Source organism: Billgrantia sp. NRB1 (assembly GCF_056921725.1).
This window is the reverse complement of record NZ_CM167783.1, coordinates 479,253-496,500: the sequence shown is the minus strand read 5'-3', so window position 1 is coordinate 496,500 and position 17,248 is coordinate 479,253. Positions and strand designations below refer to the sequence as shown.

Here is a 17,248-nt window from a genome sequence, read left to right as displayed (position 1 = left end):
CGGCAGCTGACGAAGATCGTTCCGTCCTGGCTGGCACGGCGGGGAGATGCCTTGCGCCCGCCCCTCGCTAGCGAGGCCGCACCTGGGCCAGGTGGCGGCTTACGGCGATCCAGGCGCCCAGCCAGCCTAGTAGTGTACTGCACAACAGTAGGATTGCCGAGCCCTGACCGCCTAGCCGAGGCAGCTGGTAGGCGGCGCCATAGCTGGCGGCCAGGGCGCTGACCGGGGCCGCCAGCCACTCGTTGCCAAGCGCCAACAGCCCCCAGGCGAAGAGCCCGCCGCCCAGGCCGTACCAGGCACCGCTGTAGAGGAAGGGGCGCCGCACGAAGGCATGGGTGGCGCCGATCAGCATCACCACCTCGATCTCCTGGCGGCGGCTCTCCACCGCCAGGCGAATGGTGTTGCCCACCACCAGCAGCACCCCCAGGCCGAACAGCACGCCCAACGCCAACGCCACCCGGTGGCCGAGCTCGGCCAGATGGCGCAGCCGCTCGAGCCAGGCCAGGTCGAGGCGCACCTCCTCGATGCCGGATAGCGCCTCCAGCTCCCCGGCCAGCTCACGCACCGCCTGGGGCGCCGGGTCACCGGGCGTCACCACTACGCTGGCCGGCAGCGGGTTATCGTCCAGCCGCCCCAGGGCATCGGCCAGGCCCAGCGCCTGCTGGAACTCCGCCATGCCCTCGGCGGCGGTGATCAGCCGGGTTCGCACGACCGCCGGCTGGGCACCGATGGCTTCCTCGATGCGGGTCGCCTGGGCATCGTCGACGTGCGGCTCCAGGTAGGCGGTCAGGGTGGCGCTCTCGCCCAGCTCGGCGTCGAGCAGCCGGGCGCTGTCCAGGGCCAGCCAGAGAGCGGCCGGCAGCACCAGGGCGATGGCGATGGCCAGCATGGTCAGCAGGCTGCCGACGGGGAAGCGAATCAGCCGGCGAGCGCTGTCCAGGCACATGGCTCGGTGGTGGCGCCCCCAGGCGCGCAGGCGGCTGCCGGACCCCGGGGAGGGGCTGCGCGCCCCACGGGGTGCCTGGCGGGCGGCATCCCGGCTCATGCGGCGTCCTCGTCGGCCACCAGGCGCCCGTCGCGCAGTCGCAGGATCCGATGGCGCAGGCGGGCGATCAGCGCCAGGTCGTGGCTGGCGATCATCACCGTGGTGCCGATGCGATTGAAGTCCTCGAACAGCGCCATGATATCGGCGGAGAGCTGAGGATCGAGGTTGCCCGTGGGCTCGTCGGCGAGCAGCAGGGACGGCTTGTTGACCACCGCCCGGGCGATCCCCACCCGCTGCTGCTCGCCCCCGGAGAGCTCGATGGGCAGCGCCCTCTCGCGATGCAGCAGGCCCACCTTGTCCAGGGCCGCCCGCACCCGGCGCGCGGCCTCGCGCGGCTCGACGCCACGAATCTCCAGGGGCAGCGCCACGTTATGATAGATCGAGCGATCGAAGAGCAGTTGATGGTCCTGGAAGACCACGCCGATCTGACGCCGATAGAAGGGGACCTGGCTCGCATGCAGCCGGGCGATGTCGTGGCCGGCCACCAGCACCCGACCGCGGGTGGGGCGCTCCAGGCGCATGATCAGGCGCAGCAGCGAACTCTTGCCCGCTCCCGAGTGGCCCGTGAGAAACACCATCTCGCCGCGGCGCACGCGGAAGTCGAGGTTGGCCAGCGCCTCGAAGCGTCCGCCGTAGCGCTTGCCCACGTGCTCGAAGACGATCATGCCGAGTCGGCATCACGCTCGTCGCCCCGGTCGAACAGGGCATCGACGAAGTCGCGGGCCGCGAAGGGCCGCAGATCATCCAAGGACTCGCCCACCCCAATGAAGCGAATCGGCGTGCCGAGCTGCTTGGCCAGGGCGAAGATGATACCGCCTTTGGCGGTACCGTCGAGCTTGGTCAGGGTGATGCCGGTCACCGGCACCGCCTCGTTGAAGGTGCTCGCCTGGGAGAGCGCGTTCTGCCCGGTGCCGGCGTCGAGCACCAGCATCACCTCGTGGGGAGCCGCGGCATCCACCTTGGCCATCACCCGATGCACCTTCTTGAGCTCCTCCATGAGGTGCGACTTGTTGTGCAGCCGCCCGGCGGTATCGGCGATCAGCACGTCGATGCCCCGCGCCTTGGCGGCCGACACCGCGTCGAAGATCACCGAGGCGCTGTCGGCACCGGTGTGCTGGGCGATCACCGGCACCTCGTTGCGCTCGCCCCACACTTTGAGCTGCTCCACCGCGGCGGCCCGGAAGGTGTCGCCGGCAGCCAGCATCACGCTTCTGCCCTCGCGCTGGAAGCGCTGGGTCAGTTTGCCGATGGTGGTGGTCTTCCCGACGCCGTTGACGCCCACCACCAGGATCACGAAGGGCCCTTCGCCCTTGGAGGGCAGCGTCAGCGGCAAGGCCACGGGGTCGAGCATGGCGCCGAGCTCCTCCTGCAGCGCCCCATAGAGGGCCTGGGGATCCTTGAGCTCCTTGCGCGACACCCGCTCGGTGAGGCGGTCAATGATCTCGGTGGTGGCCTCGATGCCCACGTCGGCCATCAGCAGCTGCGTCTCGAGGTCCTCGAGCAGCTCATCATCGATCTGCTTCTTGCCGAGAAAGAGCCCGGCGATGCCATCGGTGAGATTGGCCCGGGTCTTGCCGAGACCGGCACGAATACGTGCGAACCAGCCCTTCTTCTCGGAGACCGGCTTCTCCTGCAGCGGCGTGCGTCGCGGCTCTGGCTCCGGCTCCGGCTCCGGCGGCGACTGTGGCTCGGGCTGAGGCTCGGGCGTCAGCGACTCTCCGCGCAGCACCGCATTCTCCTCTTCCCGGTCGAACGCATCGACCGCCTCGGTGCGCTCCCGCGCCTCATCCGCCGCGGGACCGGCCATGGCGCACTCCTCGGCGCGTGGCGCCTCGACCACATCGGGCTCGGCGGGCGCTGGTTGGTCCTCGACCGGCTCGGTGGACACGGCCTCTGCCGGTGCTTCACTCGCCGCTGTCGGCGCCTCCTCGGCGGGGGGGACCTCGCGCGTCCTCTCCTCCTCGGGCTGCGGCGACCGCTGATCGTTCTGCTCGTCCTGCTGCTGTTCCTGCTGCTTCTTGCGCTTGAAAAAACCGAACATGGGGGAATTCAACCTCACGGGTGAATGATCGCTACATCCTAACACCGCGCATCATGACTGTGGACAAAGCGGCAGGTACAATTCGCGACCATGACCCGACGCCGCCCTCCCCCTCGTTCGCGCCCCCTCGCCGGCGCTCGCTCGCCCAAGGGCGCCGGCCGCCGGGACGCCGGCCGCCTGCGAATCATCGGCGGCGAATTCCGCCGGCGAGTGCTGCCGGTACTCGACAGCCCCGGCCTGCGCCCGACCCCCGACCGGGTGCGCGAGACGCTCTACAACTGGCTGACCGCGGCCACGCCCGGCGCCCGGGTGCTGGATCTCTTTGCCGGCACCGGAGCGCTGGGCCTGGAGTCGCTCTCCCGCGGCGCCCGGGAGGCGCGATTCGTCGAGCGCGACCCCCGCATCGCCGCGGCACTGGCCGATAACCTGGCCACCCTGGGCATCACGACACGCGCCCAGGTGGTCACCGCCGATGCGCTCGACTTCCTCGCCCAGCCCCCCACGCCCTTCACTCTGGTGCTGCTTGACCCGCCCTTCCGCCAGGGACTCGCCGCCCCCTGCTGCGCGGCCCTGGAGACGGGCTGGCTGGCAGAAGACGCCTTCATCTACCTGGAGACCGAGGCCGAGCTGACCCCGGCAGTGCCCGAGCACTGGGTACTGCATCGCGAGATGCGCGCCGGCGATAGCCACGGGCGACTCTTCCGCCGGCTGGGAGACAGCTGACCTAAGAGGGTGATGGCGTCTGGGCCGGCGCCGACGCGAACAAGGCCGCCAAGGGATGCTTGCCGAGCCACAGCCGGCGGCGTTACGCTGCGCCTCGGGAATTCAGCGGCGGGCAGGGGCTCGCCCCAGCAGGCATTGTCAGGAGAACAGGATGAGCACCGAACTCTTCAACCGGCTCGAACAGAAAGTCACCAGCGCCGTGGAGGCCCTGGAACTGCTGAAGATGGAAGCCGAGGAGCTGCGCGAAGAAAACAGCCGTCTCAAGCAGGAGCGCGAGGAGTGGCATCGCCGCATCGAAGCCCTGCTGGGCAAGTTCGATGAGGCGGAGGTGGAAACCAGCCGCTAGGAGCCTATCCCACCAGCGGGCGAGACATCAGCAAGGCGTCTTCCCGGGGCTCGCCCGCCGACAGCGGCGGGTAGTAGCCGCGCCGCTGGCCGTCCTCGGCGAAACCTGCCCGCTGATACAGCGCGATGGCGGCGCGATTGCCGGCCCGGACTTCCAGCAGCAGCCGCTCGCTGCGCCAGGCCAGTGCCTGCTCGATCGCCGCCGCCAGCAGCCGCGCCGCCAGGCCGCGCCGGCGCCAGGCGGGCCGCACCAGGATCGCCTCGAGCTCGGCCTCGAAGGGCAGCCTGGCGACCACCGCATGGCCCACCAGCTCGCCTTCCGCCCCCTCGATCGCCAGCACGCAGTGCGCCGCATCGTCCAGCGCGGCGCGCAGCTGCTGGCCCGACCAAGGGCGCGGCTGGGCCGCCTGCTCCAGCGCCGTCAGGCGCGCCAGGTCGGAGGCCCCCAGGCGGCGCAGCCGAAGCTCAGCCGTCTTGAGGCGCATTGCCTTGGGTCGCGCCGATGCCAAGCCAGGCATCCCGCCAGCCAGCCAGGGTCGGCCAGAGGTCGCGCTTAGCCTGGGCGCTGCCGGCCAGCGTCTCCAGGGCGGGGCCCTGCCAGCCGGGCAGCGCCAGCAGCTCGCAGCGACCGTCCTCGAGATTCAGCAGCCGATCCAGCGTCTCGTCACGACCGAACACCAGCACCCGCTCCGGCGCCCAGCCGCGACGCCCGGCCCCTTCGATAAAAGCACACAGCCCTTCACGCGCCTCTTCCAGCGGCGCCTCCACCGGCAGCCCTTCCACCTGCGGCCAGTGGAACGCCTGAAAGGCGGGCGGCTGCTCGGGCACCACCCCGGCGGCACGCAGCAGGTTGCCCAGCAGCCGCAGCGCCACGGCATCCGGCGCCCGCGAGCCCGGCAACAGCAGCAGCCAGCGGCCGTCGAGGCAGGCCACCTGCAGGTCGAAGCGCAGCGGTTCGGGGGCGGGGGCCGCCGCCTCCGAGCCCCGGGGCGATTCGGCCAGCGACGTCGACGATGGCGCGCCCTCCGGCACCTCGCCGCCCAGCAGCTGTCGGGCGCGCCCGGGGCCACGCGACTCACGGGGCGGAACCGGCACAGGGGCCGGCGCGGGCAGCGTCTCGCGCGGCTCATCGAGCAGCGCATGCAACCGCTCGCCGGGCGGTGTCGGCTCGGGGGCGGCCGGCAGCTCCCAGTCGCAGGCCTCGCTGGGCCTGGCGTTGGGCAGCCGATAGCGGGCCACCCAGGCCGTCAGGCCCATGGCCTCCAGGTACTGCAGGCGATGCGGCTCGGCTGTCACGCGCCGGCGCCGCTGCAGTTGGGCGACGCCGGTCGGTCCTCGCCGCGGGCGACCCACTCCTCGGGCGTGTAGAGATGCAGCGCCAGGGCGTGTACCGGCCCGGCGAGCTCGTCGGCCAGCTTCGCATAGACCTGCTGATGGCGCTTGACCGGCATCAGGCCCTCGAAGCGGGAGGATACCAGGGTGACCTTGAAGTGGGTCTCGGAGTTGGCGGGCACGGCGTGCCGGTGGCTCTCGTTTTCCACCGCCAGATGGGTGGGCTCGAGGGCCTGCAGCTTCTGTTCAATCTCGGCCTGAATGCTCATGGGGGCTCCTCGATGGTGGCTGTGAGGCCATTGTACTCTCTTGGCCGGCGCCCGACGACGCCAGCCGCTGCGCGGCACCGGCCAGCGGTACCCGGGCCAGGCTGGCCGCCAGCGCCAGCGCGCAGGCCGCGCAGCCCAGCCACAGCGTGGTCTGCACCGGCGCTCCGCCGGCCAGGAAGGCGCCGACCAGCGCCACCCCCAGCGACTGCCCCACGGTACGCGAGGTGCTCATGATGCCGGAGGCGTTGGCGCTGCGCTCGCGGGGCACGCAGCCCATCAGCTCGCGGTTGTTGGGCGGCTGGAAGAGCCCGAAGCCGACCCCGCATAGCGCCATGCGCCACAGCACCTCGACCACGCCGGCCTCGGCATCGAGCCCCGCCAGCAGCGCCAGCCCCAGCAGCAGCAGGGCGAGCCCGGCGCTGGCCAGCAGGCTGGGATTGACGCGGTCGGCCAGTCGCCCGGCCCGAGGCCCCACCAGCATGATCGCCAACGGCCAGGGAGTGAACAGCCAGGCGGTCTGCAGCGGCGTAAAGCCCATCTCCTGCTGAAACAGAAAGGAGAGCGCCACGAAGGCCAGCCCCTGACCGACGAAGGCACTCCCTTGTGCGGCCAGGGCCAGGCTGAAGCGCCGCTCGCCGAAGATATCCAGCGGCATCAGCGGATACCGGGCAAGACGCTGGCGCCGCAGGAAAAGCAGCGCGGCCGCCAGGCCTGCGCCCAACCAGGCCGCCACCTGCCCGGCCGGCATGCCATGGCCGAGGCCGTCCATGGCCAGGAAGAAGCCGCACAGCATGGTCACGGAGAGCAGCGCCCCCACCAGGTCGAAGCCAGCCTGCCGTCCCGGCTCCCGGGGCAGTGCCCGCCAGGCCAGGGTCACCGCCACCGCACCCAGCGGCAGGTGCAGGGCGAACAGCCACGGCCAGTCCGCCACCGAGAGCAGCACGCCGCCGATGGCCGGCCCCGCCGCATAGCCCCCGGCCACCACCATGGCCGAGAGCCCCAGCGCCGAGCCCAGCAGCCGCGAGGGAAAGATCTGCCGATAGATGGAGGGACCGATGGAAAGCGTGGCCGCGGCTCCCAGCCCCTGCAGGGCGCGGAACACCAGCAGGGCTTCGAGGCTGCTGGAGAGCGCAGCGCCCAGCGCCGCGAGGGTGAAAACGCCCACCCCGGCCACATAGAGTCGCCGCCGGCCGAGCAGCTGACTGAGCGCGGCGAACACCAGCAGAAAGGCCGCACAGCTGATCTGGAAGAGGTTGGTGACCCATACCGCCCGGGAGGCCGGCACCTCGAGGGCGGCGGCGATGGAAGGCAGGGCGATATTGACCATGGTGACATCCACCACCGCCATCAGCGTGCCCAGGATCAGCGCCAGCACGGCCAGGCGCCGCTCGGGGCCGGGCAGGCCGTCGTCGCCGGGGCGGGTGTCGAAGAGTCGACTCATCTTGGGGTCCTAACGAAGAAAACCGGCCGCGGCCGGTTTCTGGTGCGATCTACCACGGGGGAGCCGGTTCAATCCTGGTCGGTCTCCAGCAGCAGGGCATCGTCCACTTCGGAGATCTCCAGCGCTGCCTCGCTGTCCAGGTCAATGGCCAGGTAGCTGTGCTCCACCTGCAGGAAGCGCTGAAACAGCGACCAGTCTACGGTTTCGGGCCACTGGCGCTCGTCCTCCTCCCAGGCGCGAAGCTCGGTCTCGAGGATCTCCAGGTAGCGTTCACGAACGAAGGCTTCTAGCGCTTCGGGCGTATCCATCTCGGGGATCAGGTAGACGGTGCTCTCGCGCTCGACGTCGGCCAGGGCGATGTCGTCATCCCCCATCGTCGGCTCAAGGGCGTTGATCCAGTCCACGAAATGCTGGGTCGGGCGGACGCTCAGGGCAGAGCGGTTGAGCAGCTTCATGGCGGTCTCCTCGACGTCGAAACGACGACCATTATGGGCGCTGGCCGCGACGTTTACCAATGCTTCCGCCGGGGGGGCAAAGAGAAGCCCGGGGCTTTACCGGGGGGCAGGCCTTCGAGGAGGCGCTGTGAACCCATCCCTGGGCGCTACCGACGCCATCCCTGGCGTAGGACCTCCTCTTCGGCCTCCCCCCGGCGCCCCTCGCTCAGCCACCTCTCCCAGCGGAAGGAGGCAAGCAAAGGCTAGGCTAGGCGCAGCCCCTTCATTCCCCTTCAGGACGCATGGCCGGGAACAGCAGCACGTCGCGTATGGAGGCGCTGTCGGTCAGCAGCATCACCAGGCGGTCGATGCCGATACCCTCGCCGGCGGTGGGCGGCATGCCGTACTCCAGGGCGCGCACATAGTCGGCGTCGTAGTACATCGCCTCCAGGTCGCCGGCCTCCTTCTCTGCCGCCTGGGCGCGGAAGCGCTCGGCCTGGTCCTCGGCGTCGTTGAGCTCCGAGAAGCCGTTGGCGATCTCGCGGCCGCCGACGAAGAACTCGAAGCGCTCGGTCACGAAGGGGTCGCTGTCCTTGCGGCGCGCCAGGGGGCTCACCTCGGTGGGGTACTCGGTGATGAAGGTGGGCTGCTTGAGGCGGTGCTCCACGGTCTTCTCGAAGATCTCGATCTGGACCTTGCCCAGACCCCAGCCGTCCTTGACCTCGATATCCAGGCGCTCGGCGATCTGGCGGGCAGCCGTCTCGTCGGCCAGCGCCTCGGCGTGGATATCCGAGTTGTACTCGAGGATGGCATCGAACACCGTGATCCGCTTGAGCGGGCTGCCGAAGTCGTACTCGAAGGTCTCCAGCACCTCTCCCTCGCTGTTGCGCACGGTATTGACCACCGTGGTGGAACCCAGCACTCGGCGAGTCACGCTGCGCAGCATCTCCTCGGTGAGGTCCATCAGGTCGTGGTGGTTCGCATGGGCCTGGTAGAACTCGACCATGGTGAACTCGGGATTGTGGCGCGTGGAGAGGCCTTCGTTGCGGAAGTTGCGGTTGATCTCGAAGACCTTCTCGAAGCCGCCCACCACCAGGCGCTTGAGATAGAGCTCAGGCGCGATGCGCAGGTACATATCGATGTCCAGCGCATTGTGGTGGGTGACGAAGGGGCGCGCGGTGGCGCCGCCGGGGATCGGCTGCAGCATGGGGGTCTCCACCTCCATGAAGCCGCGCTCCTCGAAGAAACGGCGCATGGCGCTGATCACCCCGGCCCGGGTCTCGAACACCTGGCGCGAGTCGGGGTTCATGATCAGGTCGACGTAGCGCTGACGATAGCGCGCCTCCATGTCGGTGAGGCCGTGGAACTTGTCAGGCAGCGGGCGCAGGCTCTTGGTCAGCAGCTTGGCCTCTTCCATCATCACGTAGAGATCGCCCTTGCCGGACTTGTGGACCGGACCGCGGGCCGCGACGATATCGCCGATGTCCCAGCCCTTGATGTCCTCCAGCACCTCGCTCGGCAGCCCCTTCTTGTCGACGTAGAGCTGAATCACCCCGCTGGGGTCCTGGATCACCAGGAAGGGGCCGCGCTTGCGCATGATGCGCCCCGAGACCGCCGCCCGACGACTGAGCGCCTCCAGTTCGGCCTTCTCCTTGTCGCCCAGCTCATCGATCAGCGCCGCGGCCAGGCTGTCGCGCCGGAAATCGTTGGGAAAGGCGCTCTCGCCGCGCTCGGCGGCCTGCTCCCGGCGCGCGGCCAGCTTGGCGCGCCGCTCGGCGATCAGCCGGTTCTCGTCGGTCTGGGCGCCGTTCTGTGAGGGGCTGTTTAGTGAAGGGCTGTCCGGTGAGGAGCTCTCGTTGGCCATTTCGCTACCTAATTGGAAATCTGTGATAAGGAAACTGGGACACACCTGCCGCCATAGCCGCGCGAGTCTGGTGGGAGGCCGGCTCTGCCGGGCGAAGGGAGGCCGAAGGCCTCCCCGCTACGCGGTTCCAGGCGGGTGACTATAGGCCCTGCTTAAGGCTGGCGACGATAAACTGGTCCAGATCACCATCCAGCACCTTGTCGCAGCTGCTGGTCTGCACGCCGGTGCGCAGGTCCTTGATGCGCTGGTCATCCAGCACGTAGGAGCGGATCTGGCTGCCCCAGCCGATATCGGCCTTGGACTCCTCCGCCTCCTGCTTGGCGGCGTTGCGCTTCTGCATCTCGTGCTCCCACAGCTTCGCCTTGAGCTGCTTCATGGCGAAGTCGCGGTTGGCGTGCTGGCTGCGCTGGCTCTGGCAGGCCACCACGATACCGGTGGGCTCGTGGGTGATACGCACCGCCGAGTCGGTGGTGTTGACGTGCTGGCCGCCGGCGCCACTGGAGCGGTAGGTATCGACGCGCAGGTCCGCCGGGTTGATCTCCACCTCGAAGCTGTCGTCCACCTCTGGCGACAGGAACACCGAGGCGAAGGAGGTGTGGCGCCGACCCCCGGAGTCGAAGGGGCTCTTGCGCACCAGACGATGCACCCCGGTCTCGGTGCGCAGCCAGCCGAAGGCGTAATCGCCCTGGACGTGGATGGTCGCCGACTTGATGCCCGCCACCTCGCCGGCGGAGGCTTCGATGATCTCGGCCTTGAAGCCGTGATGCTCCGCCCAGCGCAGGTACATGCGCAGCAGCATGTTGGCCCAGTCCTGGGCCTCGGTGCCGCCGGAGCCGGCCTGAATGTCCAGGTAGGCGTTGTTGGCGTCCATTTCGCCGGCGAACATGCGCCGGAACTCGAGCTTCTCGAGGCTGCCCTGCAGGCCCTCGAGCTCCTTCTGGACCTCGGCGACGGTGGCCTCGTCCTCCTCCATCTCGGCCAGCTCCAGCAGGTCCCGGCTGTCGCCAAGCCCCTGGTCGAGCTCATCGATGGTGGCCACGATCTGCTCCAGGGAGGCGCGCTCCTTGCCCAGCTTCTGGGCATAGTCCGGGTCGCTCCAGACGTCGGGGTCTTCCAGCTCGCGGGTGACTTCCTCTAGCCGATCCTTGCGTTCGGCATAGTCAAAGATACCCCCTCAGGACGTCTGTCCGCTCGGACAGGTCCTTGATGAGGTTGTGAACGGGGTTGGTTTCCAGCATGGGGCTCATCCGAGTCAGCAATGGAAAAACGACTGCCGTGGCGAAGCGTCTCGCCTGCGCCCGGCAGCGGGGAAAAGTCGCCTATTGTACCGAACCTGCGGCCGCCCCGCATCCGCCACAGCCCCAGACGTAGGGCAATCACACGACAACAATGACTGTCGCCAAGGGGTGATTCCTACGGTGGGAGGCCGCTTCAGCGGGCGAAGTAGCGCGCAGCGCTGCCAGAGAATAGGCGCCTGACGGCACCTTCGCGCGGCAAAGCCGCCCTCCCACCTGTCACCCTTGCCAATCAGAAGCCGCTCGATGAGAAAACGATGCATCATGCGATCACCCTGGCCCCAGACGCAGGGAACCCGGCCGAGGCCGGGTTCCCGTATCGCGCTGGCTGTCGGCCGTCTAGAAGCGGTAGGTCAGCTGGGCGCCGAAGCCGTGGGCCTCGTTCTTGTAGTCGGCGGAGTAGGTGGCGCCGCCAACGCCTTCGAGCAGGTCATCACGCTCCTGGCTGACGAAGGTGCTGCGCTCGGAGAGGTAGGAGTAGGCGAAGTCCAGGGTCAGGTCGTCGGTGGGGCTCCAGCCGGCGCCGATGGAGAAGATGCGACGATCGTCAGATGGAATCCGTACGCTGCGGAACTCGTCATTGGTCGGCGTGGTGTCGATGGTCACACCGGCCCGCAGGGCCAGCTGAGGATTCAGCTGGTACTCTCCCCCAACAGAGTAGGCCCAGGCGTTGGAGTAGTTCTGGGTTTCCTGGGTAATGGTGTCGCCCTGGCTGCCGGTGACCAGGATCTGGTCGAAGCGGCTCCAGCGCGCCCAGGAGGCCCCCAGCATCAGCTTGAGGTTGTCGCTCATCTGCTGGGTCACCGAGAAGTTGACGGTTTCCGGCGTGGTCAGATCCAGGTTGGCATCGTCTGCACGCACCACGTTGCCCATCGGGTCGAAGGCGCGGAAATCACCGGTGAGCGTGTAGGAGACCTTGGAACGGTAGGTCAGGCCCAAGGTGGTTTCCGGCACCGGCTGGAAGATCACACCGAGATTGTAGCCCCAGCCATCGTCATCGCCATCCACCCGCGAGTCGACATCGGCGGATGGGTTAAAAGAGGGCTCTGTGGGCAGCTGGCGACGCAGCTCGCCCTCGACCCGGTTGTAGGTCACCCCGGCCCCAATGGCCCACTGATCGTTGAAACGGTAGGAGACGGTAGGCTGGGCACTGATGACGCGCACCTCCGTGTAATCGCCGAAGTAGCGACCCTGGAAATCGTTCTCGTAGTCGGTCTTGGCGCCGAAGGGAGCATAGACGCCAAAACCGAAGGCCAGCCGCTCGTTGACCGGCTGCGCATAGAAGGCGAAGGGCACCAGGGTACCGGGCACCATATCCCCGTCATTGCCGCCCGGCACATCGCCCACCGGCACCTGCATGCCCACGGGAGCACCGCCCTGAGCAACGCCGGCATCCAGGGTCCGCTGCGCCTGGACGTTCTTGATATCGCTATTGACGTTCAGGTAGGTCCCACCGGCGGTCACCTGGGCGCGGTCGAGAAACGACATGCCGGCCGGGTTGCCGAACACGATGGTGGCATCGTTGACGTTGGAGCTGCGCCCGGCGTGGCCATAGCCCTGGCCGCTGACGCTCTGCTCGTTGATCTGATAGCCGCCGGCATTGGCCTGGCTGGCGAAAGCGGCGGCGGCAATGGCCACTGCCCAGCTGAGCTTGTTGAACTTATTGTGCATGGGTCTCGACGTCCTCTTCCTGAAGCGTGCTGGAGCTGTTTATGTGGTGCGCCCTCGCCGGGACGCTGGTGTACTGCCCCCCGTTTTCGCCCATCAGCGCGCCAGGATCAAGGGCAAACGTTCGTTTTAATACGATAAATGCTAATACTTTGGTATTAAGACCTCTCGGACTCATGAACTTTCATGACCTTAGGCAATACACCGGCGACTTCCCCAGCCGCGGCTAGTGGCCCTTGACCTTTGTGTTACCCATAGGTTTTACACTGGCAGGCATGACCCATTACCCCGAGCCCCGATCATGAAGGTGAGCGAATTGGCCAGACAGGCCGGCGTCACTGGGGAGACCGTGCGCCACTACACCCGCGAGGGACTGCTGCATCCGCGCCGCCACCCCGACAACGGCTACCAGCTCTACGACCGCACCGACCTGGAGCGCCTGCGCTTTATCCAACGCGCCCGCACCCTGGGCTTCGGCGTAGCGGAGATCCGCGACATCCTCGATCACGCCGACCAGGGCGACTCGCCCTGCCCCCTGGTCCGTGACCTGCTGGCCAGTCGGCTGCCCGAGATTCGCGAGCGAATCCGCGAACTCGAGGCCCTGGCCGAACGCATGGAGCAGGCCCTGGACGCCTGGGCCGAGATGCCGGACGGCACGCCGGACGGCCATAGCCTGTGCCGGTTGATCGAGAGCTTCCCCGAACCGCTAAGCCGCGACCACGCGGTCAAGGAGACCCGATGAGCGCCCCACAGACACGGGAACGGACGGTCCCGGGCATGAGCTGCCAGGGCTGCGTCAAGCGCATGCGCGAGGCGATCCAGGCCCGAGACCCGGACGCCGAGGTGATCGGCACCCCGCCCGACAAACACCTGGACGTCACCACCACGCTCGACGACGACGCCCTGGACCAGGCCCTGGTCGATGCCGGCTATCCGCCCGGCGCGCTCGACGAGACGGCTAGCGAAGACGAGAACGCCGCCGACGAGCCGGCGTCCGCGGCCGAGACGTCGGCCTCCACGGCCACCGACGAGGCGCGCGCCATGACCCGTCGGCTCGCCATCCACGGCATGACCTGCGCCAGCTGCGTCAAGAGCGTGCAGCAGGCGCTGGCGCGCACGCCGGGCGTGGTCAGCGCGGAGGTCAACTTTGGCAGCCGCAGCGCCCAGGTGCGCGGCAGCGCCGGCGAGGCCGAGCTGATCGGCGCGGTCGAGTCGGTGGGCTACGAAGCGGAGCCGATCCTCGATCTGCGCCAGGCAGAGGAGGCCCGCACCGCCCGGGACGCCGAGACCTATCGGCACCGCCTGCGCGGCAGCGCCTGGTCGCTGGCACTCGCCGTGCCGCTGATGGCCAGCATGTTCTTCTATCATCCGCATCCGGTGGGCGCGGGCAGGCTCTTCTGGCTGGTGATCGGCTTGTTGACGCTGGCAGTACTGGTGGGCCCCGGCCGCCACTTCTTCATCAACGCCTGGAAGAACTTCCAGCATCACCAGGCCAATATGGACACCCTGATCGCCATGGGCACCGGCACCGCCTGGGTCTACTCCATGGCGGTGGTGGCCTTCGCTCCCTGGCTGCCCCAGGTGGCCCACGGCATCTACTTCGAGGCCTCGGCGATGATCATCGGACTGGTGCTGCTGGGCAACGCCCTGGAGCTGCGCGCCCGGGGCCGCACCAGCGAGGCGCTCAAGCGCCTGCTGGACCTGCAGAGCCGCACCGCCCGGGTGATCCGCGACGGCGAGGAGCGCGAGCTCGATATCGACGCGGTGCGCCAGGGCGACCATATCCGCGTGCGCCCCGGCGAGCGCCTCCCGGTGGACGGCGAAGTGACCGAGGGGCAGAGCCATATCGACGAGTCCATGCTCACCGGCGAGCCGCTGCCGGTGGCCAAGGGGGCCGGCGACGAGGTGAGCGCCGGCACCGTCAACGGCAAGGGCTCGCTGGTCTACCGGGCGACCCGCGTCGGCGCCGACACCAAGCTCGGCCGCATCACCGAGCAGGTGGCCAGCGCCCAGAACTCCCGGCCGCCCATCGGGGAGCTGGCCGACAAGGTCTCCAGCATCTTCGTGCCCACGGTGATGATCATCGCCGTACTCACGGCGCTTGTCTGGTTCAACGTCGGCGCCGAGCCCCGGGTAATCCACATGCTGGTGACCGCCACCACGGTACTGATCATCGCCTGCCCCTGCGCCCTGGGGCTGGCCACCCCGATCTCCACCATGATCGGCGTGGGCAAGGCCGCCGAGCACGGCGTGCTGGTCAGAACCGGCGAGGCGCTGCAGGTGGCCAGCAAGCTCACCACCCTGGTGGTGGACAAGACCGGCACCCTCACCGAGGGCAAGCCCAGCGTGACGGAAGCCGAGGTGCTCGATGGCGACAAGCCAACCGTGCTGGGCCTGGTGGCGGCGCTGGAGCGCGGCTCCGAGCACCCCCTGGCAGCCGCCCTGCTCGCCTACTGCGAAGAACAGGCGGAAGAGGCCGGCGCCGAGGCCGCCGAGATCCGGAACTTCGAGAGCGTCACCGGCGGCGGCGTGAAGGCCGAGACGGCCGACGGCAAGCCGCTGCTGCTGGGCAACGCCCGGCTGCTGAAGGACGCCGGCGTCGACCTGGCCAGCGGCCAAGAGAAGGCCGACGAGCTGGAAGTCCAGGCGCGCACCGCCGTCTATCTCGCCGTGGACGGAAAGCTTGCCGCCCTCTTCGGCATCAGCGACCCGCTTCGCCACGATACCGTCGCGGCGGTCAGGCGCCTGCAGGCGGACGGTCTCAAGGTGGTGATGCTCACCGGCGACAACGAGCACACCGCCGCGGCCATCGCTCGGGAGGTGGGCATCGACGACTTCCGCGCGGGCCTGCTGCCGGAGGACAAGCACGCCGAGATCGAACGCCTGCAGCAGGCGGGCGAGAAGGTCGGCATGGTGGGCGACGGCATCAATGACGCCCCGGCACTGGCCCGGGCCGACGTGGGCTTCGCCATCGGCCAGGGCACCGACGTGGCCATCGAGAGCGCCGGCATCACCCTGATGCGCGGCTCGCTCCACGGTATTGCCGACGCCATCGAGATTAGCCGGGCGACCCTGACCAATATCAAGCAGAACCTGGTGGGCGCCTTCGGCTACAACACGCTTTGCATCCCCATCGCCGCCGGTGTGCTCTACCCGATCACCGGCATGCTGCTCTCGCCGATGATCGCCGGCGTGGCCATGTCGCTGTCATCGATCACGGTGGTCAGCAACGCCAACCGCCTGCGCCTGATGAAGACCCGCGGCAGCCGCGAACACGCCGCCCCGGGCACTCAGGGCACCCAGGGCGCGAAAGAGGAGGTCGCCGTATGAGCTGGATCGTCAATCTCACCGGGCTGATCCTGATCGCCGCCATCGTCTGGTGGTTTTGGGGGCCCGCCTAGGGGTGGCCGACTAGGTGGGCCCGCCTAGGGGTGGCCGACTAGGTGGGGCCGCCCACCGGCGGCCCGGCGCCGACAGCTGCTAGGCTGATAGCAGATGGCAAGGAGGAGAGGCGACCATGCCCAAGCTCAACGGTATTCTGGAAACCGCGCTCTACGTCGAGGACATGGATCGGGCGCGGGTCTTCTTCGAAGGCGTGATGGGGCTTGAGCCCTTTAACGCCGACCACCGCTTTACCGCCTATGACGCCGGGGCGGGCACCGTGCTGCTGCTGTTTCTGCAGGGGGAGACGCTGGAAACCGTGGTGCTGCCCGACGACATGGGCACCATTCCGCCCCACGACGGCAAGGGCCGCGTGCATATGGCCTTGGCCATTCCGGCCCGGGAGCTGGCGGCCTGGGAGCGCCAGCTAGAGGATCACGGCATCGCCATCGAAGGGCGCACCCACTGGCCCCGCGGCGGCGAAAGCCTGTATTTCCGCGATCCTGATGGCCATCTACTGGAGCTGGCGACGCCCGGCGTCTGGCCTAATTATTAGACTCTTCGCACTTTAGCGTGAACATGTTTGGCAGGCTTTATGGTGGGAGGCCGGCTCTGCCGGGCGAAGGCGCCGCAGGCGCCCCTTGGGTAGCGCTGCGCGCTACTTCGCGAGCTGAAGCTCCCTCCCACAAAGCCAGTTCCCGCCAGTCTGCGAAGAACCATTTTTAAGAAACCCCCATATAGCGACCGGGCTTGTGATTGAGGGCAATGATCAGGTTAAGCGCCACGGCCCCCAGCACCGAGAGCCCGACTCGATCGGCGGGCAGCACCAGGAAAGCGGCCAGCATGATCAGCCCGTCGATGCCGAGCTGCACGTAGCCCGCGCGAAGCCCGTAGCGGTCCTGCAGGTATAGCGAGAGAATATTGATGCCGCCGAGGCTGGTGCGGTGGCGAAACAGCACCAGCATGCCGATGCCGATCAGGCTGCCGCCCATCAGGGAGGCGTAGAGCGGATTGAGGCTCTCGATCACGAGCCACTTGCCGGTTAGCTCGGAGAACAGCGATACCAGGGCGATGGCCACGAAGGTGCGCAGCGTGAACGACCAGCCCATTCGCTTGATCGCCAGATAGTAGAACGGCAGGTTGATCAGAAAGAACCACACCCCGAAGCGCCAGCCGGTGGCGTACTGCAGCAGGAAGGCCATCCCCGCGGTGCTGCCGGTCAGCAGCAGCGCCTGGCTATAGAGCGTCACGCCGAGGGCCACGAACAGCGTCCCCACCAGCATGGCCATGACGTCTTCATAATGGCGGTGGGGGTCGGTGGGCAGGTCCTGAGGGTCCATGGGAGGTCCTTGTATGTCGATAGCTGGGGAGCGGAAAGGGCGCAAGTTTACACCCTCCCGGCCCGGGCTG

17 protein-coding genes are annotated in these 17,248 nt (G+C 68.3%); 5 read left to right on the top strand and 12 right to left on the bottom strand.

Annotation, left to right across the window (positions count from 1 at the left end; genetic code table 11):
• Positions 1–67: 67 nt before the first annotated feature.
• From ftsX to ftsY, 3 genes are read right to left on the bottom strand one after another with little or no spacing between them, the layout of a single operon-like run.
• A complete protein-coding gene (ftsX, locus tag ACZIYR_RS02215; RefSeq protein ID WP_483528067.1) occupies positions 68–1,045 on the bottom strand; it encodes a permease-like cell division protein FtsX in 978 nt (325 codons plus the stop codon).
• Positions 1,042–1,710, bottom strand: coding sequence for a cell division ATP-binding protein FtsE (gene ftsE, locus ACZIYR_RS02210; RefSeq protein WP_473032227.1), 669 nt, complete (start codon positions 1,708–1,710; stop codon positions 1,042–1,044). Before ftsE ends, ftsX begins: the two co-directional genes overlap by 4 nt.
• Positions 1,707–3,086 (bottom strand): signal recognition particle-docking protein FtsY, encoded by a 1,380-nt coding sequence (gene ftsY, locus ACZIYR_RS02205; protein ID WP_483528066.1) that lies wholly within the window; start codon positions 3,084–3,086, stop codon positions 1,707–1,709. Before ftsY ends, ftsE begins: the two co-directional genes overlap by 4 nt.
• A 90-nt stretch (positions 3,087–3,176) precedes the next feature.
• On the opposite strand from ftsY, the gene rsmD reads away from it, so the two are divergent.
• On the top strand, positions 3,177–3,809 hold the full coding sequence (gene rsmD / locus ACZIYR_RS02200) for a 16S rRNA (guanine(966)-N(2))-methyltransferase RsmD (RefSeq protein ID WP_483528065.1): 633 nt from the start codon (positions 3,177–3,179) through the stop codon (positions 3,807–3,809).
• A 151-nt stretch (positions 3,810–3,960) separates the two neighbouring features.
• A complete protein-coding gene (locus tag ACZIYR_RS02195) occupies positions 3,961–4,155 on the top strand; it encodes a cell division protein ZapB (protein ID WP_473032226.1) in 195 nt (64 codons plus the stop codon).
• Positions 4,156–4,159: 4 nt separating this feature from the next.
• On the opposite strand, the gene rimI is transcribed toward ACZIYR_RS02195, so the two are convergent.
• The 8 genes from rimI to ACZIYR_RS02155 all read right to left on the bottom strand — a co-directional run bounded on the left by rimI (position 4,160) and on the right by ACZIYR_RS02155 (position 12,460).
• Complete coding sequence (gene rimI / locus ACZIYR_RS02190) at positions 4,160–4,639, bottom strand: ribosomal protein S18-alanine N-acetyltransferase (RefSeq protein WP_483528064.1); 480 nt, start codon at positions 4,637–4,639, stop codon at positions 4,160–4,162.
• Entirely contained in the window at positions 4,620–5,450 is an 831-nt protein-coding gene (locus ACZIYR_RS02185) for a hypothetical protein (protein ID WP_473032224.1), read from the bottom strand. The genes rimI and ACZIYR_RS02185 overlap by 20 nt, the downstream gene beginning before the upstream one ends.
• The gene (locus tag ACZIYR_RS02180; protein WP_473032223.1) at positions 5,447–5,755 is read right to left on the bottom strand and encodes a BolA family protein; all 309 of its coding nucleotides are present in this window, start codon (positions 5,753–5,755) and stop codon (positions 5,447–5,449) included. Before ACZIYR_RS02180 ends, ACZIYR_RS02185 begins: the two co-directional genes overlap by 4 nt.
• Positions 5,733–7,196, bottom strand: coding sequence for an MFS transporter (locus ACZIYR_RS02175; protein WP_483528063.1), 1,464 nt, complete (start codon positions 7,194–7,196; stop codon positions 5,733–5,735). The genes ACZIYR_RS02180 and ACZIYR_RS02175 overlap by 23 nt, the downstream gene beginning before the upstream one ends.
• 68 nt (positions 7,197–7,264) lie before the next feature.
• The gene (locus tag ACZIYR_RS02170) at positions 7,265–7,651 is read right to left on the bottom strand and encodes a hypothetical protein (protein WP_473032221.1); all 387 of its coding nucleotides are present in this window, start codon (positions 7,649–7,651) and stop codon (positions 7,265–7,267) included.
• Between the two features lie 262 nt (positions 7,652–7,913).
• Positions 7,914–9,494, bottom strand: coding sequence for a lysine--tRNA ligase (gene lysS / locus ACZIYR_RS02165; protein WP_473032220.1), 1,581 nt, complete (start codon positions 9,492–9,494; stop codon positions 7,914–7,916).
• A 139-nt stretch (positions 9,495–9,633) separates the two neighbouring features.
• Positions 9,634–10,732 (bottom strand): peptide chain release factor 2 gene (gene prfB, locus ACZIYR_RS02160; protein ID WP_473032219.1). Its coding sequence is split into 2 segments (ribosomal slippage): positions 9,634–10,656 and positions 10,658–10,732, totalling 1,098 coding nucleotides; the frame shifts between segments, so codons are not numbered across the junction.
• A 396-nt stretch (positions 10,733–11,128) separates the two neighbouring features.
• Positions 11,129–12,460 (bottom strand): OmpP1/FadL family transporter, encoded by a 1,332-nt coding sequence (locus tag ACZIYR_RS02155; protein ID WP_483528062.1) that lies wholly within the window; start codon positions 12,458–12,460, stop codon positions 11,129–11,131.
• Positions 12,461–12,758: 298 nt separating this feature from the next.
• On the opposite strand from ACZIYR_RS02155, the gene ACZIYR_RS02150 reads away from it, so the two are divergent.
• From ACZIYR_RS02150 to ACZIYR_RS02140, 3 genes are all read left to right on the top strand, one after another.
• Complete coding sequence (locus tag ACZIYR_RS02150; RefSeq protein WP_483528061.1) at positions 12,759–13,199, top strand: MerR family transcriptional regulator; 441 nt, start codon at positions 12,759–12,761, stop codon at positions 13,197–13,199.
• Positions 13,196–15,787: a heavy metal translocating P-type ATPase gene (locus ACZIYR_RS02145; protein WP_483528060.1), complete on the top strand. Its 2,592-nt coding sequence runs from the start codon at positions 13,196–13,198 to the stop codon at positions 15,785–15,787. Before ACZIYR_RS02150 ends, ACZIYR_RS02145 begins: the two co-directional genes overlap by 4 nt.
• Positions 15,788–15,974: 187 nt before the next feature.
• A complete protein-coding gene (locus tag ACZIYR_RS02140) occupies positions 15,975–16,394 on the top strand; it encodes a VOC family protein (RefSeq protein WP_473032218.1) in 420 nt (139 codons plus the stop codon).
• Between the two features lie 166 nt (positions 16,395–16,560).
• Here the strand turns inward: ACZIYR_RS02140 and ACZIYR_RS02135 are convergent, their stop codons facing one another.
• Positions 16,561–17,178 (bottom strand): YitT family protein, encoded by a 618-nt coding sequence (locus ACZIYR_RS02135; protein ID WP_473032217.1) that lies wholly within the window; start codon positions 17,176–17,178, stop codon positions 16,561–16,563.
• Positions 17,179–17,248: the final 70 nt, after the last annotated feature.

Excerpts from the sequence above, each read along its gene's own strand:
- ftsX (WP_483528067.1), bottom strand. The coding sequence starts at position 1,045 with ATGAGCCGGGATGCCGCCCGCCAGGCACCCCGTGGGGCGCGCAGCCCC.
- ftsE (WP_473032227.1), bottom strand. The coding sequence starts at position 1,710 with ATGATCGTCTTCGAGCACGTGGGCAAGCGCTACGGCGGACGCTTCGAG.
- ftsY (WP_483528066.1), bottom strand. The coding sequence starts at position 3,086 with ATGTTCGGTTTTTTCAAGCGCAAGAAGCAGCAGGAACAGCAGCAGGAC.
- rsmD (WP_483528065.1), top strand. The coding sequence starts at position 3,177 with ATGACCCGACGCCGCCCTCCCCCTCGTTCGCGCCCCCTCGCCGGCGCT.
- ACZIYR_RS02195 (WP_473032226.1), top strand. The coding sequence starts at position 3,961 with ATGAGCACCGAACTCTTCAACCGGCTCGAACAGAAAGTCACCAGCGCC.
- rimI (WP_483528064.1), bottom strand. The coding sequence starts at position 4,639 with ATGCGCCTCAAGACGGCTGAGCTTCGGCTGCGCCGCCTGGGGGCCTCC.
- ACZIYR_RS02180 (WP_473032223.1), bottom strand. The coding sequence starts at position 5,755 with ATGAGCATTCAGGCCGAGATTGAACAGAAGCTGCAGGCCCTCGAGCCC.
- ACZIYR_RS02175 (WP_483528063.1), bottom strand. The coding sequence starts at position 7,196 with ATGAGTCGACTCTTCGACACCCGCCCCGGCGACGACGGCCTGCCCGGC.
- ACZIYR_RS02170 (WP_473032221.1), bottom strand. The coding sequence starts at position 7,651 with ATGAAGCTGCTCAACCGCTCTGCCCTGAGCGTCCGCCCGACCCAGCAT.
- lysS (WP_473032220.1), bottom strand. The coding sequence starts at position 9,494 with ATGGCCAACGAGAGCTCCTCACCGGACAGCCCTTCACTAAACAGCCCC.
- ACZIYR_RS02155 (WP_483528062.1), bottom strand. The coding sequence starts at position 12,460 with ATGCACAATAAGTTCAACAAGCTCAGCTGGGCAGTGGCCATTGCCGCC.
- ACZIYR_RS02150 (WP_483528061.1), top strand. The coding sequence starts at position 12,759 with ATGAAGGTGAGCGAATTGGCCAGACAGGCCGGCGTCACTGGGGAGACC.
- ACZIYR_RS02145 (WP_483528060.1), top strand. The coding sequence starts at position 13,196 with ATGAGCGCCCCACAGACACGGGAACGGACGGTCCCGGGCATGAGCTGC.
- ACZIYR_RS02140 (WP_473032218.1), top strand. The coding sequence starts at position 15,975 with ATGCCCAAGCTCAACGGTATTCTGGAAACCGCGCTCTACGTCGAGGAC.
- ACZIYR_RS02135 (WP_473032217.1), bottom strand. The coding sequence starts at position 17,178 with ATGGACCCTCAGGACCTGCCCACCGACCCCCACCGCCATTATGAAGAC.